The sequence below is a fragment of the Thermocrinis albus DSM 14484 genome (genome assembly GCF_000025605.1).
Lineage (GTDB): Bacteria > Aquificota > Aquificia > Aquificales > Aquificaceae > Thermocrinis > Thermocrinis albus.
The window spans coordinates 286,030-302,824 of record NC_013894.1; the positions used below are offsets into that span (position 1 = coordinate 286,030).

The following is a 16,795-nucleotide window of genomic DNA, read 5'->3' on the forward strand; positions in this document are numbered from 1 at the left end:
AATATTTTAAAACTGTATGGTGAGGTGGCTTATAGGATTGTTGGTCATCTACCTGTTGATAGATCATCTGTGGGTACACTACGGAGCCTCTTTCTGGGAGAGATACAGAGAAGAGTATGCGGAGAGCCTCAAAAAATATAACCCCGACTACAACCCACCTCCCATACAGCAGACAGAGAAACAGAGCATAATAGATAAGTTGGTGGAAAAGGTGAGAAGTTTCATAAAGAAGGAGAAGGATGGAGGTGAAAAAAATGAGTGAATTCAAGTTCAACACCATAGAGGAGGCCCTTGAGGACATAAGGGAAGGCAAGATGGTGATAGTGGTAGACGATCCTGATAGAGAAAACGAAGGCGATCTTGTTATGGCTGCTGAGAAGGTCACACCCGAAGCCATCAACTTTATGGCCAAGTATGGTAGGGGCCTCATATGTTTGGCGCTTAACCCCCAAAGGTGTGACGAGCTGGACCTCCATCCCATGACAATGAGGAACACCGATCCGAAAGGAACCTACTTCTGTGTGTCTATAGACGCTCACCCTAAGTACGGTACCACTACGGGAATATCCGCCTACGACCGGGCCATAACCATAAAGCTGGCTGTAAGCCCCGATGCCAAACCTTCCGACTTTATCAGACCAGGACATGTTTTCCCTCTCAGGGCAAGGCCGGGGGGTGTTCTGGAGAGAGCAGGGCATACGGAAGCAGCTGTAGATTTAGCCAGACTGGCAGGCCTTTACCCGGCAGGAGTCATCTGTGAGATTATGAAGGATGACGGTACTATGGCCAGGTTAGAGGACCTTATGGAGTTCGCTAAAAGGTTTGGGCTCAAAATCATCACCATAGCGGATCTTATAAGGTACAGACTGAAGAGAGAGAAGTTGGTGGTGCGTGAAGCCTCTGCCAATCTTCCCACACGCTACGGCCTCTTTAAGATACACGCTTACAGGCACGTACTCACGGGAGAGGAGCAGGTGGCTCTCACCATGGGAGAGTGGAGAGAGGACGAACCTGTGCTGGTGAGGGTACACTCCGAGTGTCTCACAGGAGATGTGTTCAGATCCCTGCGGTGTGACTGTAGGTCCCAACTGGAAGCAGCCCTCACCCAGATAGCGGAGGAAGGGAAGGGTGTTTTGGTTTACATAATGGGTCACGAGGGAAGGGGTATAGGCATCGTCAACAAGATAAAGGCTTACGCTCTTCAGGATCAGGGATACGACACTGTAGAAGCCAACGAAAAGCTGGGATACCCAGCCGATCTGAGGGATTACGGAGTGGGTGCCCAGATACTGCTGGATCTGGGTGTCCGTAAGATGAAACTCCTCACCAACAACCCCAGAAAGATAGTGGCGCTGGAGGGTTACGGCTTAGAGGTGGTGGAGAGGGTTCCGCTACGGGTGGAAGCTTGTCAGTACAATGTAAAATATCTACAGACAAAGAAGGAGAAGTTGGGTCATATACTCTGAGGGATGTAGATTCTGAAGGTGGATCCTTTTCCTACTTCACTTTGGAGTTCTATACTACCACCGTGAAGGCGTACCGCGTTCCTCACGATGGATAGGCCTAACCCCGTACCACCCCTATCTCTTGATCTGCCTTTGTCCACCCTATAGAATCTATCAAAGATGAAGGGAATGTGTTCCTTAGGTATGCCTATTCCTGTGTCTGACACTTCCACAACAGCCATCTGGCCCTCCTTCCATCCCCTTACCCTTACGGATCCACCTTCCCTGTTGTATCTCACCGCGTTCTCCAGAAGGTTACGGAGTATAAGGTATAGTTTATTTTCGTCAGCTACCAGGACAAAGGATTCGTCCACCAAGTTTTCAAAGTTTACCTTGGCCTTCTCAAACTCCTCACGAAGTTGGTAGTAAACATCTTGTAGGAACTCCCTTAGGTGTATCTCGGTAAGATGGAGCCTCTCTACCCCCGACTCCAGACGAGCGAGGATAAGCATATCGTCTATCAGTTTCTCCATCTGCTGAAGGCGGTGTAAGGCCCTGTGGATGGCAAAGCTGGAGGGACATTCTTTTGCAGCCCTCTCCAGTAGTAGGGTGACTGCAGAGAGAGGAGTTTTCAGCTCGTGAGCTACGTTCTCCACAAGATCCCTCTTTAGTTTTTCGTACTGCCACAGACTACTCACATCAGATACCAAAAACAGCCTCTTATCCCCTTCCATGATTTTTTTCTTGATGAGGTACTTAGCATCTTCGTGCATCACGTAGAGACTTTCCCCACCTTCCAAAAGCTGTCCTATAGCAGATATCACGCTGAGGCTACGCAGTGCCTCGTAGTAGTATTTACCCTCCCAGTCTTCCCTGGCCAGGTTCTTACTTATCCACCACCTGTTTATCAGTAGTATCCTCCCTTCCCTGTCCAAAAGCAACACACCTTCGTCAAGAAGATGGAGAATGTCCTTCACTTTTCCTCTAGTACGTGATACATTTCAAGAAGGCGGTTTATCTTGTATTCCACCTCCTCCTCCGTTCTTCCCACCACGTTTATGTGTCCCATCTTCCTCCTTGGTTTTTTAGACTTACTATACCAGTAAAGCTTAGCACCCTCTACGGAAAGTAGAAAATGAAGGTCCAGGTCCTCCAATCCCAGTCCCAGTATATTCACCATACCTGCAGGACACTTCAGGGAGGTGCTTCCTAGAGGAAGTCCTGTCACGGCTCTTACTAAATTCTCAAACTGAGAGGTGTAACAACCGTCCAGGGTGTAATGTCCTGTGTTGTGTACCCTCGGAGCCATCTCGTTTATGAGAACCTTTCCATCTTTAGTGTAAAAGAACTCCACCGCCAGAACACCCACTATACCCAGATCCTCCATAAGGTGATGCAGTATGTCCTGAGCCTCCTTCACCTCCAGAGAGGTTGTTTTGTTGTAAAGAAGGATACCCTGCTGGTGGAAGTTAACGGTAGGAGGATACAGGAGAACTCTCCCACTTTTGTCCCTCACACCTATGATGGAAAACTCCATAGCGAAGTCCACCCAATCCTCTACTAGAAACCACTCATGAGGATAAGAGGTGGCTATAACTTGAGCATCCTGTGGATGGTTTACCACATACTGGCCTTTACCGTCATAACCCATAACATCCCTCTTTACCACCACCGGCAGGCAAACATCCCTCAGCAGAGAGGGTAATTCTTTGCCTTGGGCGATGCGAAAACTCGGCACAGGATATCCCATCCTTTTGTAAAAGCTCTTCTCCTTTATCCTGCTCTTTTTTAACTCCAACACCTCCACAGAAGGTAAAGCTACGGGATACACCTTCTCCAGTATGTAATCGGGTATATGTTCAAACTCAAAAGTAACTACATGACACCATCTTAAAAACTCATCCACTTTGTCGTAACTGAAACAGGCATCTGCCACCTTGCAGGCCGGTGAGTCTGGCTTTTCCTCCAACACCAAGAACTCAAAACCTAACTTGCGCCCCTCCAGCACCGTCATCCAACCCAGTTGTCCTCCACCAACTATACCCACCCTCATCTCAGTACTTTCTCTCGGCAGGTTGGTACTTGATGATCTTTACTGGAATATACTCCAGCTTTAAATCCTGGCCATCCCACCACACGAGGGAGTGCTTTAAGAAGTTCTCGTCGTCTCTTTCAGGATAATCCTCCCTGTAGTGACCTCCCCTTGACTCTCGCCTATGAAGGGCACAGTAGGCCACCACTCTGGCCAGTTCCAGCATGTTCCTGAGTTCCATAACTTCCAAGAGGTTAGTGTTAAAAACTTTGGATTTATCCACCACAGGGACATGGTGCCATCTTTCCAGAAGTTCCGAAAGTTCCTCATAGGCCTCTCGCAGTGATCTTTCATCTCTGAAGATGCCCACCTTTTCCCACATGATCTGACCCATCTTCCTCCTCAGGAGAGCAAGACTCTCTTTACCTTCTCTCTCCATAAGGTTTGCCACGTACTCATAACCTTTTCTTTCTTCCCCTTCAGATATAGGTAAGAAGTCTACCTGTTTGGCGTACTCTCTGGCGGCTATGCCGCAGAACTTGCCGAAAACAAGAAGTTCTATGAGAGAGTTCCCTCCTAATCTGTTGGCACCGTGAACACCTGTACAGGCACACTCACCCACCGCGTAAAGACCTTCAAGGGATGTGGAGGAGGTCTGGTAGTTCACCACATGAACACCACCCATACAGTAATGGGCTGTAGGTCTTATAGGCACAAGGTCCTTGACGGGATCAACACCTTCAAAGTCCATGGCCAGTTGTCTCACCTGAGGGAGTCTCTCCTTAATCTTTTCCTTACCCAGGTGTCTTAGGTCCAGATACACATACGCCTCTACCCCGGCACCTACACCTCTACCTTCTCTTATCTCGTACTCTATAGCTCTGGACACTATGTCACGAGGTGCCAGCTCCATTTTGTCGGGTGCGTAACGCGCCATGAAACGCTCTCCTAACGCGTTGAGGAGATATCCTCCTTCACCTCTGCAGGCTTCTGAAAGCAAAATGCCTGTTCGTGCCAGGCCCGTAGGGTGAAACTGAATAAACTCCATATCTCTCAGAGGAACACCGTTCCTCAGCGCCACAGCCACACCGTCTCCTGTGTTACCCACCGCGTTGGTACTTCTCTGCCAGTATACGCGAGCAAAACCACCGGTGGCCAACACCACGCTTTTGGCTGCCAGCACTACCACCTCCCCGTTCTTTATGTCATAGAGGCTGACACCTTTGACCCTCTTCCCATCGTGGATTATGTCCAGTAAGAAAAACTCGTTGTAAAAGTCTATGTTGTCTCTGGAAAGAGCCTGTTCAAACAAGGTGTGGAGAAGCACGTGGCCTGTTCTGTCTGCCGAGTATACGGTACGGGGAAAGGAGGCACCTCCGAAGGGTCTCTGGGCTATGCGACCGTCCGGAAGCCGGGAGAAAGGAACACCCCATCTGTCCAGTTCGTAGACCACCTCAGGTGCCTCCTCACACATAAAGAAAACGGCATCCTGATCTGCTAAAAAATCAGACCCTTTTATAGTATCGTAGGCGTGAGCCTCGGGACTGTCGTTGGGAACCACATGACCCAGTGCGGCGTTCAAACCACCCTGTGCAGCTCCCGTATGGGAACGGGTAGGATAAACTTTTGAAACTACAGCCACCTTTACGGAAGGATCTCTGGCTGCCTCCAACGCTGTCCTGAGACCGGCACCACCTGCACCCACTATAACCACATCGTACCTGTTCATGCTGTGATATTTTAAGATATATGCAAAGGAAGGTGGCCCTCATCACAGGTATAAAGCGTATAGGTGGTTCGGTAGCAGAAGCCCTTTTGCGGGAAGGCTGGTGTGTCAGCGTGGTTTACAACACATCGGAAGATGTTTACAAAAAGCTGAAAGAAGGGTACGGTGACAGAGTATTAGGTATAAAGACCGATCTCACTCAAGACAACCACCAGCGTATAGTGGAGGAGACATACGGACATTTTGGTAGGCTGGACGCCTTTCTACATCTGGCATCACCCTATTTTCCTACACCCCTTGAAGAACTAAATCCTTCCCACCTTTACCTTCACTTCAAACCTATAGCAGAAGCCTTCATCTTTATAGCTAAACATGCTTTTTTCCACATGCTCAAGAACGAAGGCACAGTGAAGGGTAGAATCATAGCTTACGGTGACTGGGCCACCAACCTAACACCCTACAGAAACTACGCTGCTTACTTCGTGGCAAAGGGAGCTCTCCACACCGCGGTGAAGGTCCTAGCCAGAGAGATGGCACCCCATGTACTGGTAAACGCCATAGCTCTAGGGCCGGTGCTGATACCGGATCATGTATCGGAGGAAAAGTGGAGGGATTACCTCCAAAAAACCCCCCTCAAAAGACCTGTGTCTGTGGAAGACATAGTGCTTCTCAGTCTCACTTTACTACGTATGGACAGTATGACGGGAGAGATACTGTACTTAGACAGCGGTAGAAACATTTCGGGATCTTGCAGTTAACCGTTTCTGAGAAGTCTCTGAATCTTCTCTTCCATAATATCTTTGTGATACAGCTTTTCTTTCTTTAGTTGTTCTATCTGCATCTCCAGTTGGTGAGTCATAGGATGATGTTTCTCCAGTTTGGCTATCTCTTTATCCAGCTCCTCGTGTTTCTTGTAGTGGTGTCTGAACTCTGGATCTTCTTCCAACAGCTTCTTGATGGCTTCTTCCCTCGTCATAACACGTCCTCCTCCTTGGGTCTTAGAAATATTAAACCAAAAATGGTGAGGATATATCCTACCGTAAGAAGGGTAAGGGAGGGAAAGATCAGGTAGAAGAGAAAGGAGAAAAAGAAGGGTAAAGAAACTAAGGAAAAGAGCCAGAAGTATCTGCGTGTAGCGGTGTAGTTCCACAGAGGGTCCTGCTGGTGCTCTACGGGAAAGACCCTACCCTTTATCCAGACAGCGGCCACAAAGGTGATAAAGAAGAGGACCACCACCAAAAAGGTGAGTCCCCACTTAGTGTTGGGATGGAGGGGAAGGCGGAAGAAGGGATAAGTGGGTAAAGATCCCAGGAACACTATACTAACAAAGCCTATCCAAGCTCGGTGAAACTTTTTTATCCTTCTGTGGTACTCTTTTATCATCAAACATATTATACAGGTGGTGTTATTGACAAATGAGAAAAATTTGCATATAATACTTATTAAAACTTGGAGGTGAAGAAGAGATGAGTGAGATGGCCATAGGTGGCACCAAGGACTTTGAGTTCAACGTGAAGGATCCTGACTTTCTGAAGGAGGAAAGTATATGGGAAGAAGCAAGGAGGGTGTACTCTAAGTGTAAGGACTGTAGGATGTGTGTTACCTACTGTCCTTCTTTCCCGGCCCTCTTTGATGCGGTGGATCGTCACGATGATGACGTCAGTAAACTCTCCAAAGAGGAACTGGCTTTACCTTTGGAGCTATGTTTCCACTGTAAACAGTGTTACTTTAAGTGTCCCTACACCCCACCCCACGAATGGAGAATAGACTTTCCACACCTCTCCTTAAGGTACAAGGTATGGAAGTTCAAAAACAAACGTGCCAAAATAACTGACAAGCTTATGCTCAACACCGATCTGGTGGGTAAGATGTCGGTACCTATAGCACCCCTGGTGAACACTCTGAGCAGCGCCAAGCCTGTCAGAGTTCTGCTAGAGAACTTTATGGGCATAGACAGGAGAGCTAAGCTCCCCCCCTTCAACACTCAGACCTTGGCAAACTGGTACAAGAATAACCGGCAACCGGTGAAGGGTCAGAATGGTAGAGTAGTGTTCTTTACCACATGCCTCTTTAACTACAACTATCTGGACAAGGGAATAGCTGCTCTGAGGGTTCTGGAAAAGAACGACGTGTGGGTAGAGATCCCTCAGCAGCAGTGCTGCGGTATTCCTTTCTTTGATATAGGAGACATAGACTCTGCCACCCAAAAGGCTCTCTTCAACGTCCAGCAACTGAAACCCTACGTGGAGGCAGGCTACGACATAGTGGTTCCAGTTCCCACCTGTGCTCTCCAGATAAAGTACGAGTACCCTCTCCTGCTGCCGGACAATGAGGATGTTAAACTGGTATCCTCTAAGGTTTACGACCTTCACCAATATCTGTGGAAACTTCACGAGGAAGGTAGGTTCAACAGAGAGTTTAAAGTATCCATGGGAAACATCCTGTATCACATACCCTGCCACCTTAAGTCCCTCAACGTGGGTTACAGAGCCGCCGCTCTTATGAGGCTTATACCGGGTACGAAGGTGAGAATAGTGGAGCGTTGCTCAGGACACGATGGAACCTTTGGTGTGCGTAAAGAGACCTTTGATATGGCCTATAAAGTGGGTTCAAAACTTTTTGAAGAAATACAGGCAGCGGGAGCCGACCTTATAGTCTCCGACTGTCCTTTGGCCAGTAACCAGATAGAGATGGCTACAGGGAAGAAACCTCTTCACCCTATAGAAGTTATCTACAGAGCTTACGGCTGAGGCTCCTGGGCCTCGGCCCTTTTAGGTATCTTTACAGAAGAAAACCAAACGTACACCACCAACAGCCATAGAACGCAGAGAACAGCACCCCCTACCACCAGGTAGGCCAGACCATGTTTGAGGGCGAATCCACCCCAAACACCTCCTAAAAAGGCACCCAAAAACTGGGTGGTGTTAAAGAATCCCAAAGCCAGGCCTCTCACGTCTCTGTGGGTCAACTTGGTGAGCAAAGAAGGTACTATCGGCTCCAAAAGGTGGAATCCCACAAAGAAGAGAAACACCAAAGCCACCGCTCCCCAGAAATTCCTGAAAAGATCGTATAAGGCAAAACCTACCAGTATGGACAGTATACCCGCTAAAAAGACCTCCTTAAACTTCCCCCTCTTCTCGGCAAAGATGGTGGAGGGTACCATGATGGCCAGAGATACCAGAACCGCCGGTAAGTAGATCTTGAAATGTTCAGGTTTAGGAAAATGGTAGTTGTAGACCAGCTGGTAGGGCACGAAGGTAAATATTCCTGTTAGGAAAGCGTGGGTGAGGGCTATGGAGAAGTTGAGAACAAGCTGATTGGGATCTTTCAAGAGTAATAGTATGTTGGAGAGGGAAGGTTTTATCTCCCTATCGGAGGCGTGAACCTTAGGTTCCGGTATGAAAAACATAACGTAGAAGGTGGCAACGAGGCTAAGAAGGGCTGTCATGTAAAAGAGGAAAGGAACACCCAGATAGCCGGCCAAGACGGGAGCAGCAGTGATACTGAAGGCAAAGACGAGCCCTATGGAGGCACCTATGTGAGCGAAGGCTCTGGTTCTGACCTCTTCACGCGTAAGATCCGCAGCGAGGGCCGTCATGGCAGAGGAAACAGCTCCGAAACCTTGAATGAAACGTGCCAACACCATGGTCCATATGTTACTGGCAAGACCCCCCATCAGACTACCTATCGCGTAAGTCAGCATCCCCACAAAGATGACGGGTTTTCTTCCGATACGGTCAGAGAGGTAACCGAAAGGTATCTGAAGAAAAGCCTGAGCGAAGCCGTATATACCTACGGCGAGTCCTATAAGCTGTGGGGATGCACCTTCCAGATTACGCAAGTAAGGAGAGAGAACAGGAAGTAGCAAAAACAGACCCAGCATCCGTACCGCTACCGCAAAGGTTATACCTAAAACAGCCTTGCGTTCCTCTGGTGTGAACTCCTTCAGCATAGGTATCTATTTTAAGGTTGAGAACCACCCTCATCAAGCTGGGAAAAAAGGGTATAATATACTATCTTATGATTTACTCAGAATCTGTTAAGTACGCTCTTCTGGCACTGGCCTACATGGCTCTCAACAGGGATAGGTTGGTAAAGTCCGAAGAGGTGTCCCAGGTTCAGAACATACCTCGCCCATTCCTCTCCAAGATATTTCATAAGCTGGTGAGGGAAAGGATACTGAAATCCTACAAGGGTCCCACAGGTGGTTTTACCTTTGCTATACCTCCAGAGGAGATAACAATACTGGACGTGATAAAAGCTTTGGACGAGGACTACAAACTGGATTACTGCGCTCTAAGACCTGGGCGATGTGAGGAGTGGCAAACCTCTCCCTGTAACGTCCACGACAAATGGGTGGCACTAAGGGAGCACGTACTGGAGTATCTCACCACTACCACTATAGCGGAACTGGCAGGTGTAGAGGATAAACACAGGAAACCTGTAAAATAGTCAACGTGGGAGAGTTTTCAAGAATAGCATTGGCATATATCCTGATCTTCTTCTTGGTGTTTCTTTCTCGTCGCTACAGGTTGTCGGCGGAGAGGGATCTAATAGAATCCACCCTCAGAACCACCCTACAGTTACTCCTCCTAGGTTACTTCCTCGGATATCTGTTTCACTGGAGATCCACCACATCTCTCCTTGCGGTGATACTCCTTATGTCTTTGGCAGCATCCTTCATAGCGGCAGAGAGGTTCCCCTTAGGAGGCAGTAGGTGGAGAGGACTCTTGGTGGGAGGGTTTTCCCTCAATGTGTCCAGTGCTTTGGTATTTCTAAGTCTGTATCTTATGGGAGCCATAAAGCACAACTATGCGGAAACCATAACCCTGTGGGGTCTTGTTTTGGGAAACTCTCTCAGCAACGTAACATTGGCTTTTGAACGCTTGAGTGCAGAGGCCAAAAATAGAAGGAACGAAATAGAGGCCAAGGTGGCCCTAGGTGCTAGCCTCAGAACAGCCATGGAGGACTGTATAAAAGCAGCCATGAGGGCAGCTATGATGCCTAAGTACAATATGCTGAAGTCAGCGGGTATAGTGCATATACCAGGTGTGTCGGCGGGTATGGTGATAGCAGGTATGGATCCTATGGAGGCTATGGTATACCAGATACTGGTCATGTACATGCTTCTTTCGGTGGGTTTCCTCACATCTTTACTGGTGCTACTGATGAGTTACAGACACGCCCTCCGTTGATATAATCAAAAAGATGAGGTTCCTAATTCTTTTACTGTTTTCTTCCTTTCTCACCTTTGCAAAAGGTCTTCTACTGGCCACCACATATCCCATCTACTACCCTCTTAAGTTTATAGCCTACCCAGAAAGGAACGTGGACGTTCTTATAAACACACGAACGGATCCCCACCACTACGAGCTTAGACCCACAGAGGTGAAGAAGATGCTTTCTGCAGACTACGTGTTCACCTTAGGTCTAGAACCTTGGGAGAGATCTCTGAAGGGAAGGGTCGTAAAGGTGGGTAACGTGAGAGGTCTTATATCTTACGGGCGCCAGCAGGATCCTCACCTGTGGCTATCGCCCAAAACTTACATCTATCTGGTGGAGAACCTCTGCAGACAGCTAAAGGAAACAGATCCTTCCAGGCAGGTGGTTTATGAAAAGAGATGCAAAACCTATCTACAAAAACTGGAAGAGCTGGACAAACTTTTTCAGAACACCTTATCCAGATGCAGGGTGAGGTACTTGGTGTCTACACATACCGCCTTTGCCTACCTTGCACGGGATTATCAACTTATCAACGTGGGTCTAAGAGGTGTACATGCTGAAGAAGAACCAAAACCTTCCGAGCTCTTTAAGATAATACGCCTTATGAAGGAAAAGGGTGTCAGAGCCATTTATGTAGAAGAAGGTTATGATACCACCACGGCACGCTACATAGCAGAGCAAGTGGGAGCAAAGGTATACTTTCTAAACAGCTCTCTGTATCCATCATCACCCCAGGACGATTACTTTTCCATAATGAAAAGAAACCTACAACAGCTGAAGGAAGGTCTTGAATGCCAGTAGAAGAAGTCATAAGGGTAGAGGATCTGTCCTTCGGCTATAGGAAGGGTGAGCTTCTCATACAAAACCTCAGTTTCCACGTTCGCAGGGGGGAGTTCTTCGGGATAATGGGTCCCAACGGTGCTGGCAAAACGACCCTCCTGAAGATACTGCTGGGTTTTTTAAAACCTACTCATGGCAGGGTTTTCCTCATGGGAAAACCTTTGGAGAAGTTCCGTGAGTGGCACCGTATAGGCTACGTACCTCAGAGATGGACCACCGAAAGATCCTTTACAGGTACTGTAGCAGAGATCCTGAGAGCCTTTGCTCCTAAGGAGAGGGTAGGATGGATCATATCCTTTTTACATCTGGAACACCTATTGAATCGCCAGTTTAACAAGCTCTCCGGTGGAGAACAGCAGAAGTTGATGCTGGCCATAGCTCTCACTACAAACCCTGACATACTCTTTCTGGATGAACCTCTTACCGGGCTGGACATCCACGCTCAGGAGCACATAGAGAGCGTCCTTAAGGAAATAGCTAAAAGCAGGACGGTGGTGGTGGTGTCTCACGACATAGGTTTTGTTATGAGAAACGCAACACGTGTGCTTTGCTTAGGTATGCCTTCCTGCGTGGTGGTAGAACCCCATCAGTTCAAGGACATAATGAAGGATCTTTATGGACTCCATCCCTGAAGTTTATAGAAAAACTTGCGGGCTAAAACCCCGTATCTGTGATGCGGGGATACAGCCAGCCCCGAAAGGGTTGACACAAAAACATTACTGAATTAATTTAATGTATAGCTAATACCCCACCGCTCTCCTGGGTAGGAGAGTTCAACGGCTTTAAGGTGGGGTATAGATGAATCAGGAGAGCTAAAAGTAGCTCCGCTATATCGCTACATGGCGGTATAGGCAGGAGTAGGGGCGGTGTGAACCCGCCTGTGGTAGTAAGGAACGCGTTAAGCGTTCAAACCTACCACGAAGCTCCGCATCTTTGATGCGGGGTAGTTCACACTATTCTATCCGGCATGGTTTCACTGGAGGATCTGGAAAAGGGAAAGGAGAGTATATGTGTGGTAGGCTTAGGATACGTAGGTTTACCTTTGGCTGTAGCCCTCTCTAAGCATTTCCGTGTTTTCGGGTACGACAAAAACACCAAGAGGGTAGAGGAGCTTAAGGTGGGTATAGACTCCACAGGAGAGGTAGAAGCTGAGAAGTTAATAGGTACCAACGTTCAGTTTTCCTCAGATCCCTCCGTCATATCCCAATCCAGGTTTATAATAGTGGCTGTTCCCACACCTGTGGATAAACTTAAGAACCCGGATCTCTCCTTTATAAGATCTGCATCCGCCTTGGTGGGTAGGTACATGAGGAGGGGAAGTGTGGTGGTTTACGAATCTACCGTCTATCCCGGTGCTACAGAAGAGGTGTGCGTACCGATACTGGAAAGGGAGAGCGGTCTTGTGTGGAAGAGGGACTTCTTTGTGGGATACTCCCCGGAGAGAATAAACCCGGGAGATCCTCATCACAGCTTGGAGAAAGTGGTAAAGGTGGTGTCTGCTGATACACCCCAGACGCTGCAGGTGGTGAAAGGGGTTTACGAAAAGGTGGTGAAAGCTGGCGTGTATGTTGCTCCTGATATAAAGACTGCAGAAGCGGCCAAAGTGATAGAGAACATACAGCGAGACATCAACATAGCTCTCATAAACGAACTAGCCATAATATTTCACCGTCTTGGGCTGGATACAAGGGAGGTTCTAAAAGCGGCCTCCACCAAGTGGAACTTTCTGAAGTTTGAACCTGGACTCGTGGGAGGACACTGTATACCTGTGGATCCCTACTATCTGGCTCACAAATCTAAGGAGGTGGGATATATTCCGGAGCTTATTCTAGCAGGCAGAAGGGTTAACGAGCATATACCCGTGTTTGTGGCCCACCAAGTGGTAAAGACTTTAGTGAGAAGTGGAAAAAAGATTAAGGGAGCACGCGTACTGGTACTGGGAGTCTCTTTCAAGGAGAATGTACCAGATGTAAGAAACTCTAAGGTTTACGACCTGGTAAAAGAACTAGCCGACTTTGAGATGGAAACTTACATCTTTGATCCTATAGCGGACAGGGAAGGTTTGAAAGAAGAGTACGGCCTGGAGCTGGTAGAAGACTACACAGTAGGAGCCCCCTACCATGCCGTGATTTTTGCGGTAAGACACAACATTTTTAAGGAAATATTTTCCTTAGAACTCCTTAAAACTCTGTGCGATAAGCCCCCTATCCTAGTGGATATAAAAGGGATGTGGGACAAAGAGGAGGCTCAAAAACTCGGCTTCGTGTATTGGAGGCTGTAGCATGAGAAGGTATCTATTTCAGAAGATAAGGGAGATAGTACGTCAGGAATACAAGACAGAGGTGGAAGAGTTTCAGGTGGAACCACCTCGGCAGGAGGAACTGGGAGATCTTGCCACCAACGTGGCCTTTATCCTGTCTAAGACTCTCAGAAGAAACCCACAGGAAATAGCCCAGTATTTGGCAAACCTCTTATCACAGCACGGTTTTGATGCAACAGCTCAGAGAGGCTTTATCAACATCCGCATACTGGAAAGTACAGTGAAAGAGATGACAAAACAAATTCTACAGGAAGGTGAAAGCTTCTTCCTTGAAAAGGTGGGAGAAGGCAAGAGGATACTGGTGGAACTGGTGAGCGCCAACCCCACCGGTCCGTTACACTTAGGACACGGCAGGATAGCGGTGGTAGGTGACGTCATAGCAAGACTTTTAACCGCCTTTGGTTTTGATGTAACGAGGGAGTACTACATAAACGATGCGGGAAGACAGGTGTACCTCTTGGGACTGTCCATTCTTTACAGGTGTCTGGAGATGACCGGCAGGGATCCAGAGGATATAAGACCCACCTTTGAGGAGGAAGGCTACAAAGGCACCTACGTAATGGATCTCGCCAAGGAGGCCCTACAGACATACGGGGAGGAACTTTTTAAAGGAGATAGGGAAGAGACTATAAGAACCCTTTCTCAGTTAGGTATCCGTAAGATCTTAGAGGAGATATCTCAGACACTCAGCAAACTAGATGTCTCTATAGACAGTTGGTTCAGTGAGAGAAGTTTGGTGGAAGAGGGCAGAGTGGAGGAAGTCCTTTCCGTACTACAGGAGAAAGGCTACCTTTACGAGAAGGATGGTGCCATATGGTTCAAAAGTACCCTCTTTGGAGATGACAAAGACAGAGTCCTCAGAAAGTCTACGGGAGAGTACACCTACTTTGCCACCGACATAGCCTACCACTATGAGAAGTACAAAAGAGGTTACCAGCAAGTAGTTAACGTGTGGGGAGCAGACCATCACGGTTATCTGCCGCGCCTTGTGGGAGCTCTGAGAGCTCTCGGTATACCAGATCAGTGGTTAAGGGTAGAGTGGGTGCAGATGGTAAGACTCTTCAAGGGTGAAGAGGAGGTACGCATGTCTAAGAGAGCTGGGGAGTTTGTTACCTTAGAAGAGCTTATGGAGGAAGTGGGGAAAGATGCTGTTAGGTTCATCTTTTTGACAAGAAGATCCGACACACCTCTTGACTTTGATATACAACTGGCCCTTGAGAAGAGTTCTGAAAACCCAGTTTTTTACGTACAGTACGCTCACGCCCGTATACGGGGTGTGTTCAGAGAAGTAAAGACCCGGTACGGCATAGACCCGGATAACGCAGGTCTTGGAGAACATATACAGAATCTAAGGGACGAAGCAGGCGTTAAACTGTGCAAGAAATGCATCTTTCTAAAGGATACTCTGTGGGACGCCGTATCCAAACTGGCACCCCATATAATAACCTCGTGGCTCATAGAAACCGCCAAAGACTTCCACAATTACTACAACCATCACAGGGTGATGGTGGAAGACAGAGAGCTTATGCTATCAAGACTGGCCGTCTTAAAAACAGTGGAGATCTCCTTAAAAACTGCGTTAAACTTGATAGGTGTGTCTGCTCCGGAAAGAATGTGAGAGGAGGTTAAAATGAAGAGGGAGAGACTTATACTACTGGTGGGCTTACTGGTGGCACTGGTGTCCTTTTATGTGGGACTAAATCAGTGGCTCTCCAGCAAGAACCAACCTTCAACACCTGTTACCATCATGCCGGTAAAGCCCACACCTTCACCACCCCCAGCTACATCCGCACCTTCCTCAACAACAACCCCTCCCGAATCTTCGCAACAGACACAGGCTGCAACTCCTACAGAAAAGCACGTATCTCCTACTCCTTCTACCACCACCGAAGCTCATGAAAAACCTCATGAGAAGCCTAAAGAAAAACCCAAGCCTCGCCCGAAAAAGGAGTACCTGATACAGGTAGGTGCCTTCACCTACCAAGAGAATGCTCAGAAAGCCTTAGAGAAAGCCCAAAAGATGGGATATAAAGGTCATATAAAGAAGGAAGACGGGTTCTATAAGGTCCTACTGGTGGTAAAGACCGACAACATAGATGAGCACCTTCAGAAACTGAGGAAAGAGTTCGGGGGAGCTTTCGTGAAATGATACGTAGATGGCTACTCCTTTCGCTGATAGTAAGTAGCTGTGCACAGATACAGGAAAACAAAGGGGCGGAGTCAGCAAGGTACTACTACGACATGGGTATGTCTTCCCTCATATCCCGCAACTACTCGGAAGCTATAGCTAACTTATTTAGGGCTTCTCGTGAGAACCCATACGACCCAAAGATCTGGAACGCTTTGGGTATAGCTTACATGGAAGCGGGAGAATACGAAAAAGCGGAATCAGCCTTTGTAAAGGCGCTCAGTGTGGATAAGAACTTCACTGATGCTACTCTACAACTAGGCATTCTTCACTTTAGGAAGGGTGAGTATGACAAGGCTAAGGAGTATTTGCTTAAGGCTATATCTGACGAAGGTTTTCCCCAGAAACACATGGCCTTCTATTACCTGGCAAGGGTGGAAAAAGCTGTAGGGAACGAGAGAGGATATCTAGAGAATCTCAGGAAAGCTGTGGCTTATTACCCCCTCTTCTTGGAGGCACAGATGGAACTAGCTCAAGCTTACGAAAGCAGGGGGGAGTACGATGCCGCTTTAGACGTTTACAGAACTCTTCAAAGTAACGGTGTTAATTCTCCCAGCGTCCGTCTGGGAATGGCGAGAGTCTACTACGCCATGGGAGATACAGAGAAAGCTAAGGGTCTGTTGAGGGAACTGCTAGAGGATAGACAGATAGATGCTCCTACAAGATCTGCTGCTATGGATCTCCTCACCAAGGTGCTGGTAAAGGAGCAGGAACTTAAGTTGGGGATGAGAAAACCCCCTCCCCTTGAGAAACCTCAACCTTCCACACCACCGGTAAAGGAGCAGGAACATAAGCCTGTAAAGAGGTGGCGCATACAGCTGGGTGCCTTCTCTTCGAAGGAGAAGGCCAACAGCTGGAAGGAGAAACTGGAGAGAGAGCTGGGCCTTAAGGATATAACGGTGGAGGAACAAGGGGGTGTTTACAGGATATTCTACGGAAGCTTTGAAGACAGAAAAGATGCAGAGAGAGAGCTTAGAAAGCTTAGGGACCTCAACGTCTACGGTTTTATCGTTGACTGATA

General features: G+C 47.9%; 18 protein-coding genes. 12 read left to right on the forward strand and 6 right to left on the reverse strand.

Going from position 1 to position 16,795, the window contains the following annotated elements; genetic code table 11:
• The first annotated feature begins 16 nt into the window (after positions 1–16).
• Together THAL_RS01410 and THAL_RS01415 are read left to right on the forward strand one after the other, a co-directional pair.
• Positions 17–262, forward strand: a complete 246-nt coding sequence (locus THAL_RS01410) for a hypothetical protein (protein WP_012991327.1) — start codon at positions 17–19, stop codon at positions 260–262.
• A complete protein-coding gene (locus tag THAL_RS01415; protein WP_012991328.1) occupies positions 255–1,466 on the forward strand; it encodes a bifunctional 3,4-dihydroxy-2-butanone-4-phosphate synthase/GTP cyclohydrolase II in 1,212 nt (403 codons plus the stop codon). The genes THAL_RS01410 and THAL_RS01415 overlap by 8 nt, the downstream gene beginning before the upstream one ends.
• Here the strand turns inward: THAL_RS01415 and THAL_RS01420 are convergent.
• Genes THAL_RS01420 through THAL_RS01430 form a run of 3 tightly spaced genes read right to left on the reverse strand, consistent with a single transcriptional unit; the run spans position 1,454 to position 5,206 of the window.
• Positions 1,454–2,422: a sensor histidine kinase gene (locus THAL_RS01420; RefSeq protein ID WP_012991329.1), complete on the reverse strand. Its 969-nt coding sequence runs from the start codon at positions 2,420–2,422 to the stop codon at positions 1,454–1,456. The genes THAL_RS01415 and THAL_RS01420 overlap by 13 nt on opposite strands.
• The gene (locus THAL_RS01425) at positions 2,419–3,498 is read right to left on the reverse strand and encodes a 5-(carboxyamino)imidazole ribonucleotide synthase (RefSeq protein WP_012991330.1); all 1,080 of its coding nucleotides are present in this window, start codon (positions 3,496–3,498) and stop codon (positions 2,419–2,421) included. The genes THAL_RS01420 and THAL_RS01425 overlap by 4 nt, the downstream gene beginning before the upstream one ends.
• Before the next feature lies 1 nt (position 3,499).
• Positions 3,500–5,206, reverse strand: coding sequence for an FAD-dependent oxidoreductase (locus tag THAL_RS01430; protein WP_012991331.1), 1,707 nt, complete (start codon positions 5,204–5,206; stop codon positions 3,500–3,502).
• A gap of 20 nt (positions 5,207–5,226) precedes the next feature.
• Between THAL_RS01430 and THAL_RS01435 the strand changes: the two genes are divergently transcribed.
• A complete protein-coding gene (locus THAL_RS01435; RefSeq protein ID WP_012991332.1) occupies positions 5,227–5,961 on the forward strand; it encodes an SDR family oxidoreductase in 735 nt (244 codons plus the stop codon).
• On the opposite strand, the gene THAL_RS01440 is transcribed toward THAL_RS01435, so the two are convergent.
• Both THAL_RS01440 and THAL_RS01445 read right to left on the reverse strand, forming a co-directional pair.
• Complete coding sequence (locus THAL_RS01440; RefSeq protein ID WP_012991333.1) at positions 5,958–6,179, reverse strand: DUF465 domain-containing protein; 222 nt, start codon at positions 6,177–6,179, stop codon at positions 5,958–5,960. The genes THAL_RS01435 and THAL_RS01440 overlap by 4 nt on opposite strands.
• Positions 6,176–6,586, reverse strand: coding sequence for a hypothetical protein (locus tag THAL_RS01445; protein ID WP_012991334.1), 411 nt, complete (start codon positions 6,584–6,586; stop codon positions 6,176–6,178). Before THAL_RS01445 ends, THAL_RS01440 begins: the two co-directional genes overlap by 4 nt.
• Before the next feature lie 83 nt (positions 6,587–6,669).
• Between THAL_RS01445 and THAL_RS01450 the strand changes: the two genes are divergently transcribed.
• On the forward strand, positions 6,670–7,953 hold the full coding sequence (locus THAL_RS01450; protein ID WP_012991335.1) for an anaerobic glycerol-3-phosphate dehydrogenase subunit C: 1,284 nt from the start codon (positions 6,670–6,672) through the stop codon (positions 7,951–7,953).
• On the opposite strand, the gene THAL_RS01455 is transcribed toward THAL_RS01450, so the two are convergent.
• Positions 7,944–9,155, reverse strand: coding sequence for an MFS transporter (locus THAL_RS01455; RefSeq protein ID WP_012991336.1), 1,212 nt, complete (start codon positions 9,153–9,155; stop codon positions 7,944–7,946). The genes THAL_RS01450 and THAL_RS01455 overlap by 10 nt on opposite strands.
• Before the next feature lie 68 nt (positions 9,156–9,223).
• On the opposite strand from THAL_RS01455, the gene THAL_RS01460 reads away from it, so the two are divergent.
• The 8 genes from THAL_RS01460 (at position 9,224) to THAL_RS01495 (ending at position 16,793) form a co-directional block, all read left to right on the forward strand.
• Entirely contained in the window at positions 9,224–9,655 is a 432-nt protein-coding gene (locus tag THAL_RS01460) for an RrF2 family transcriptional regulator (protein ID WP_012991337.1), read from the forward strand.
• A gap of 5 nt (positions 9,656–9,660) precedes the next feature.
• On the forward strand, positions 9,661–10,398 hold the full coding sequence (locus THAL_RS01465) for an ABC transporter permease (RefSeq protein ID WP_012991338.1): 738 nt from the start codon (positions 9,661–9,663) through the stop codon (positions 10,396–10,398).
• Between the two features lie 13 nt (positions 10,399–10,411).
• Positions 10,412–11,227, forward strand: a complete 816-nt coding sequence (locus THAL_RS01470) for a metal ABC transporter substrate-binding protein (RefSeq protein WP_012991339.1) — start codon at positions 10,412–10,414, stop codon at positions 11,225–11,227.
• Complete coding sequence (locus THAL_RS01475; RefSeq protein WP_012991340.1) at positions 11,218–11,898, forward strand: metal ABC transporter ATP-binding protein; 681 nt, start codon at positions 11,218–11,220, stop codon at positions 11,896–11,898. Before THAL_RS01470 ends, THAL_RS01475 begins: the two co-directional genes overlap by 10 nt.
• A gap of 335 nt (positions 11,899–12,233) precedes the next feature.
• Positions 12,234–13,547, forward strand: a complete 1,314-nt coding sequence (locus THAL_RS01480; protein WP_012991341.1) for a nucleotide sugar dehydrogenase — start codon at positions 12,234–12,236, stop codon at positions 13,545–13,547.
• A gap of 1 nt (position 13,548) precedes the next feature.
• Positions 13,549–15,204 (forward strand): arginine--tRNA ligase, encoded by a 1,656-nt coding sequence (gene argS / locus THAL_RS01485; RefSeq protein ID WP_012991342.1) that lies wholly within the window; start codon positions 13,549–13,551, stop codon positions 15,202–15,204.
• A 12-nt stretch (positions 15,205–15,216) separates the two neighbouring features.
• Positions 15,217–15,735: an SPOR domain-containing protein gene (locus tag THAL_RS01490; RefSeq protein WP_012991343.1), complete on the forward strand. Its 519-nt coding sequence runs from the start codon at positions 15,217–15,219 to the stop codon at positions 15,733–15,735.
• Positions 15,732–16,793, forward strand: a complete 1,062-nt coding sequence (locus tag THAL_RS01495; protein WP_012991344.1) for an SPOR domain-containing protein — start codon at positions 15,732–15,734, stop codon at positions 16,791–16,793. The genes THAL_RS01490 and THAL_RS01495 overlap by 4 nt, the downstream gene beginning before the upstream one ends.
• Positions 16,794–16,795: the final 2 nt, after the last annotated feature.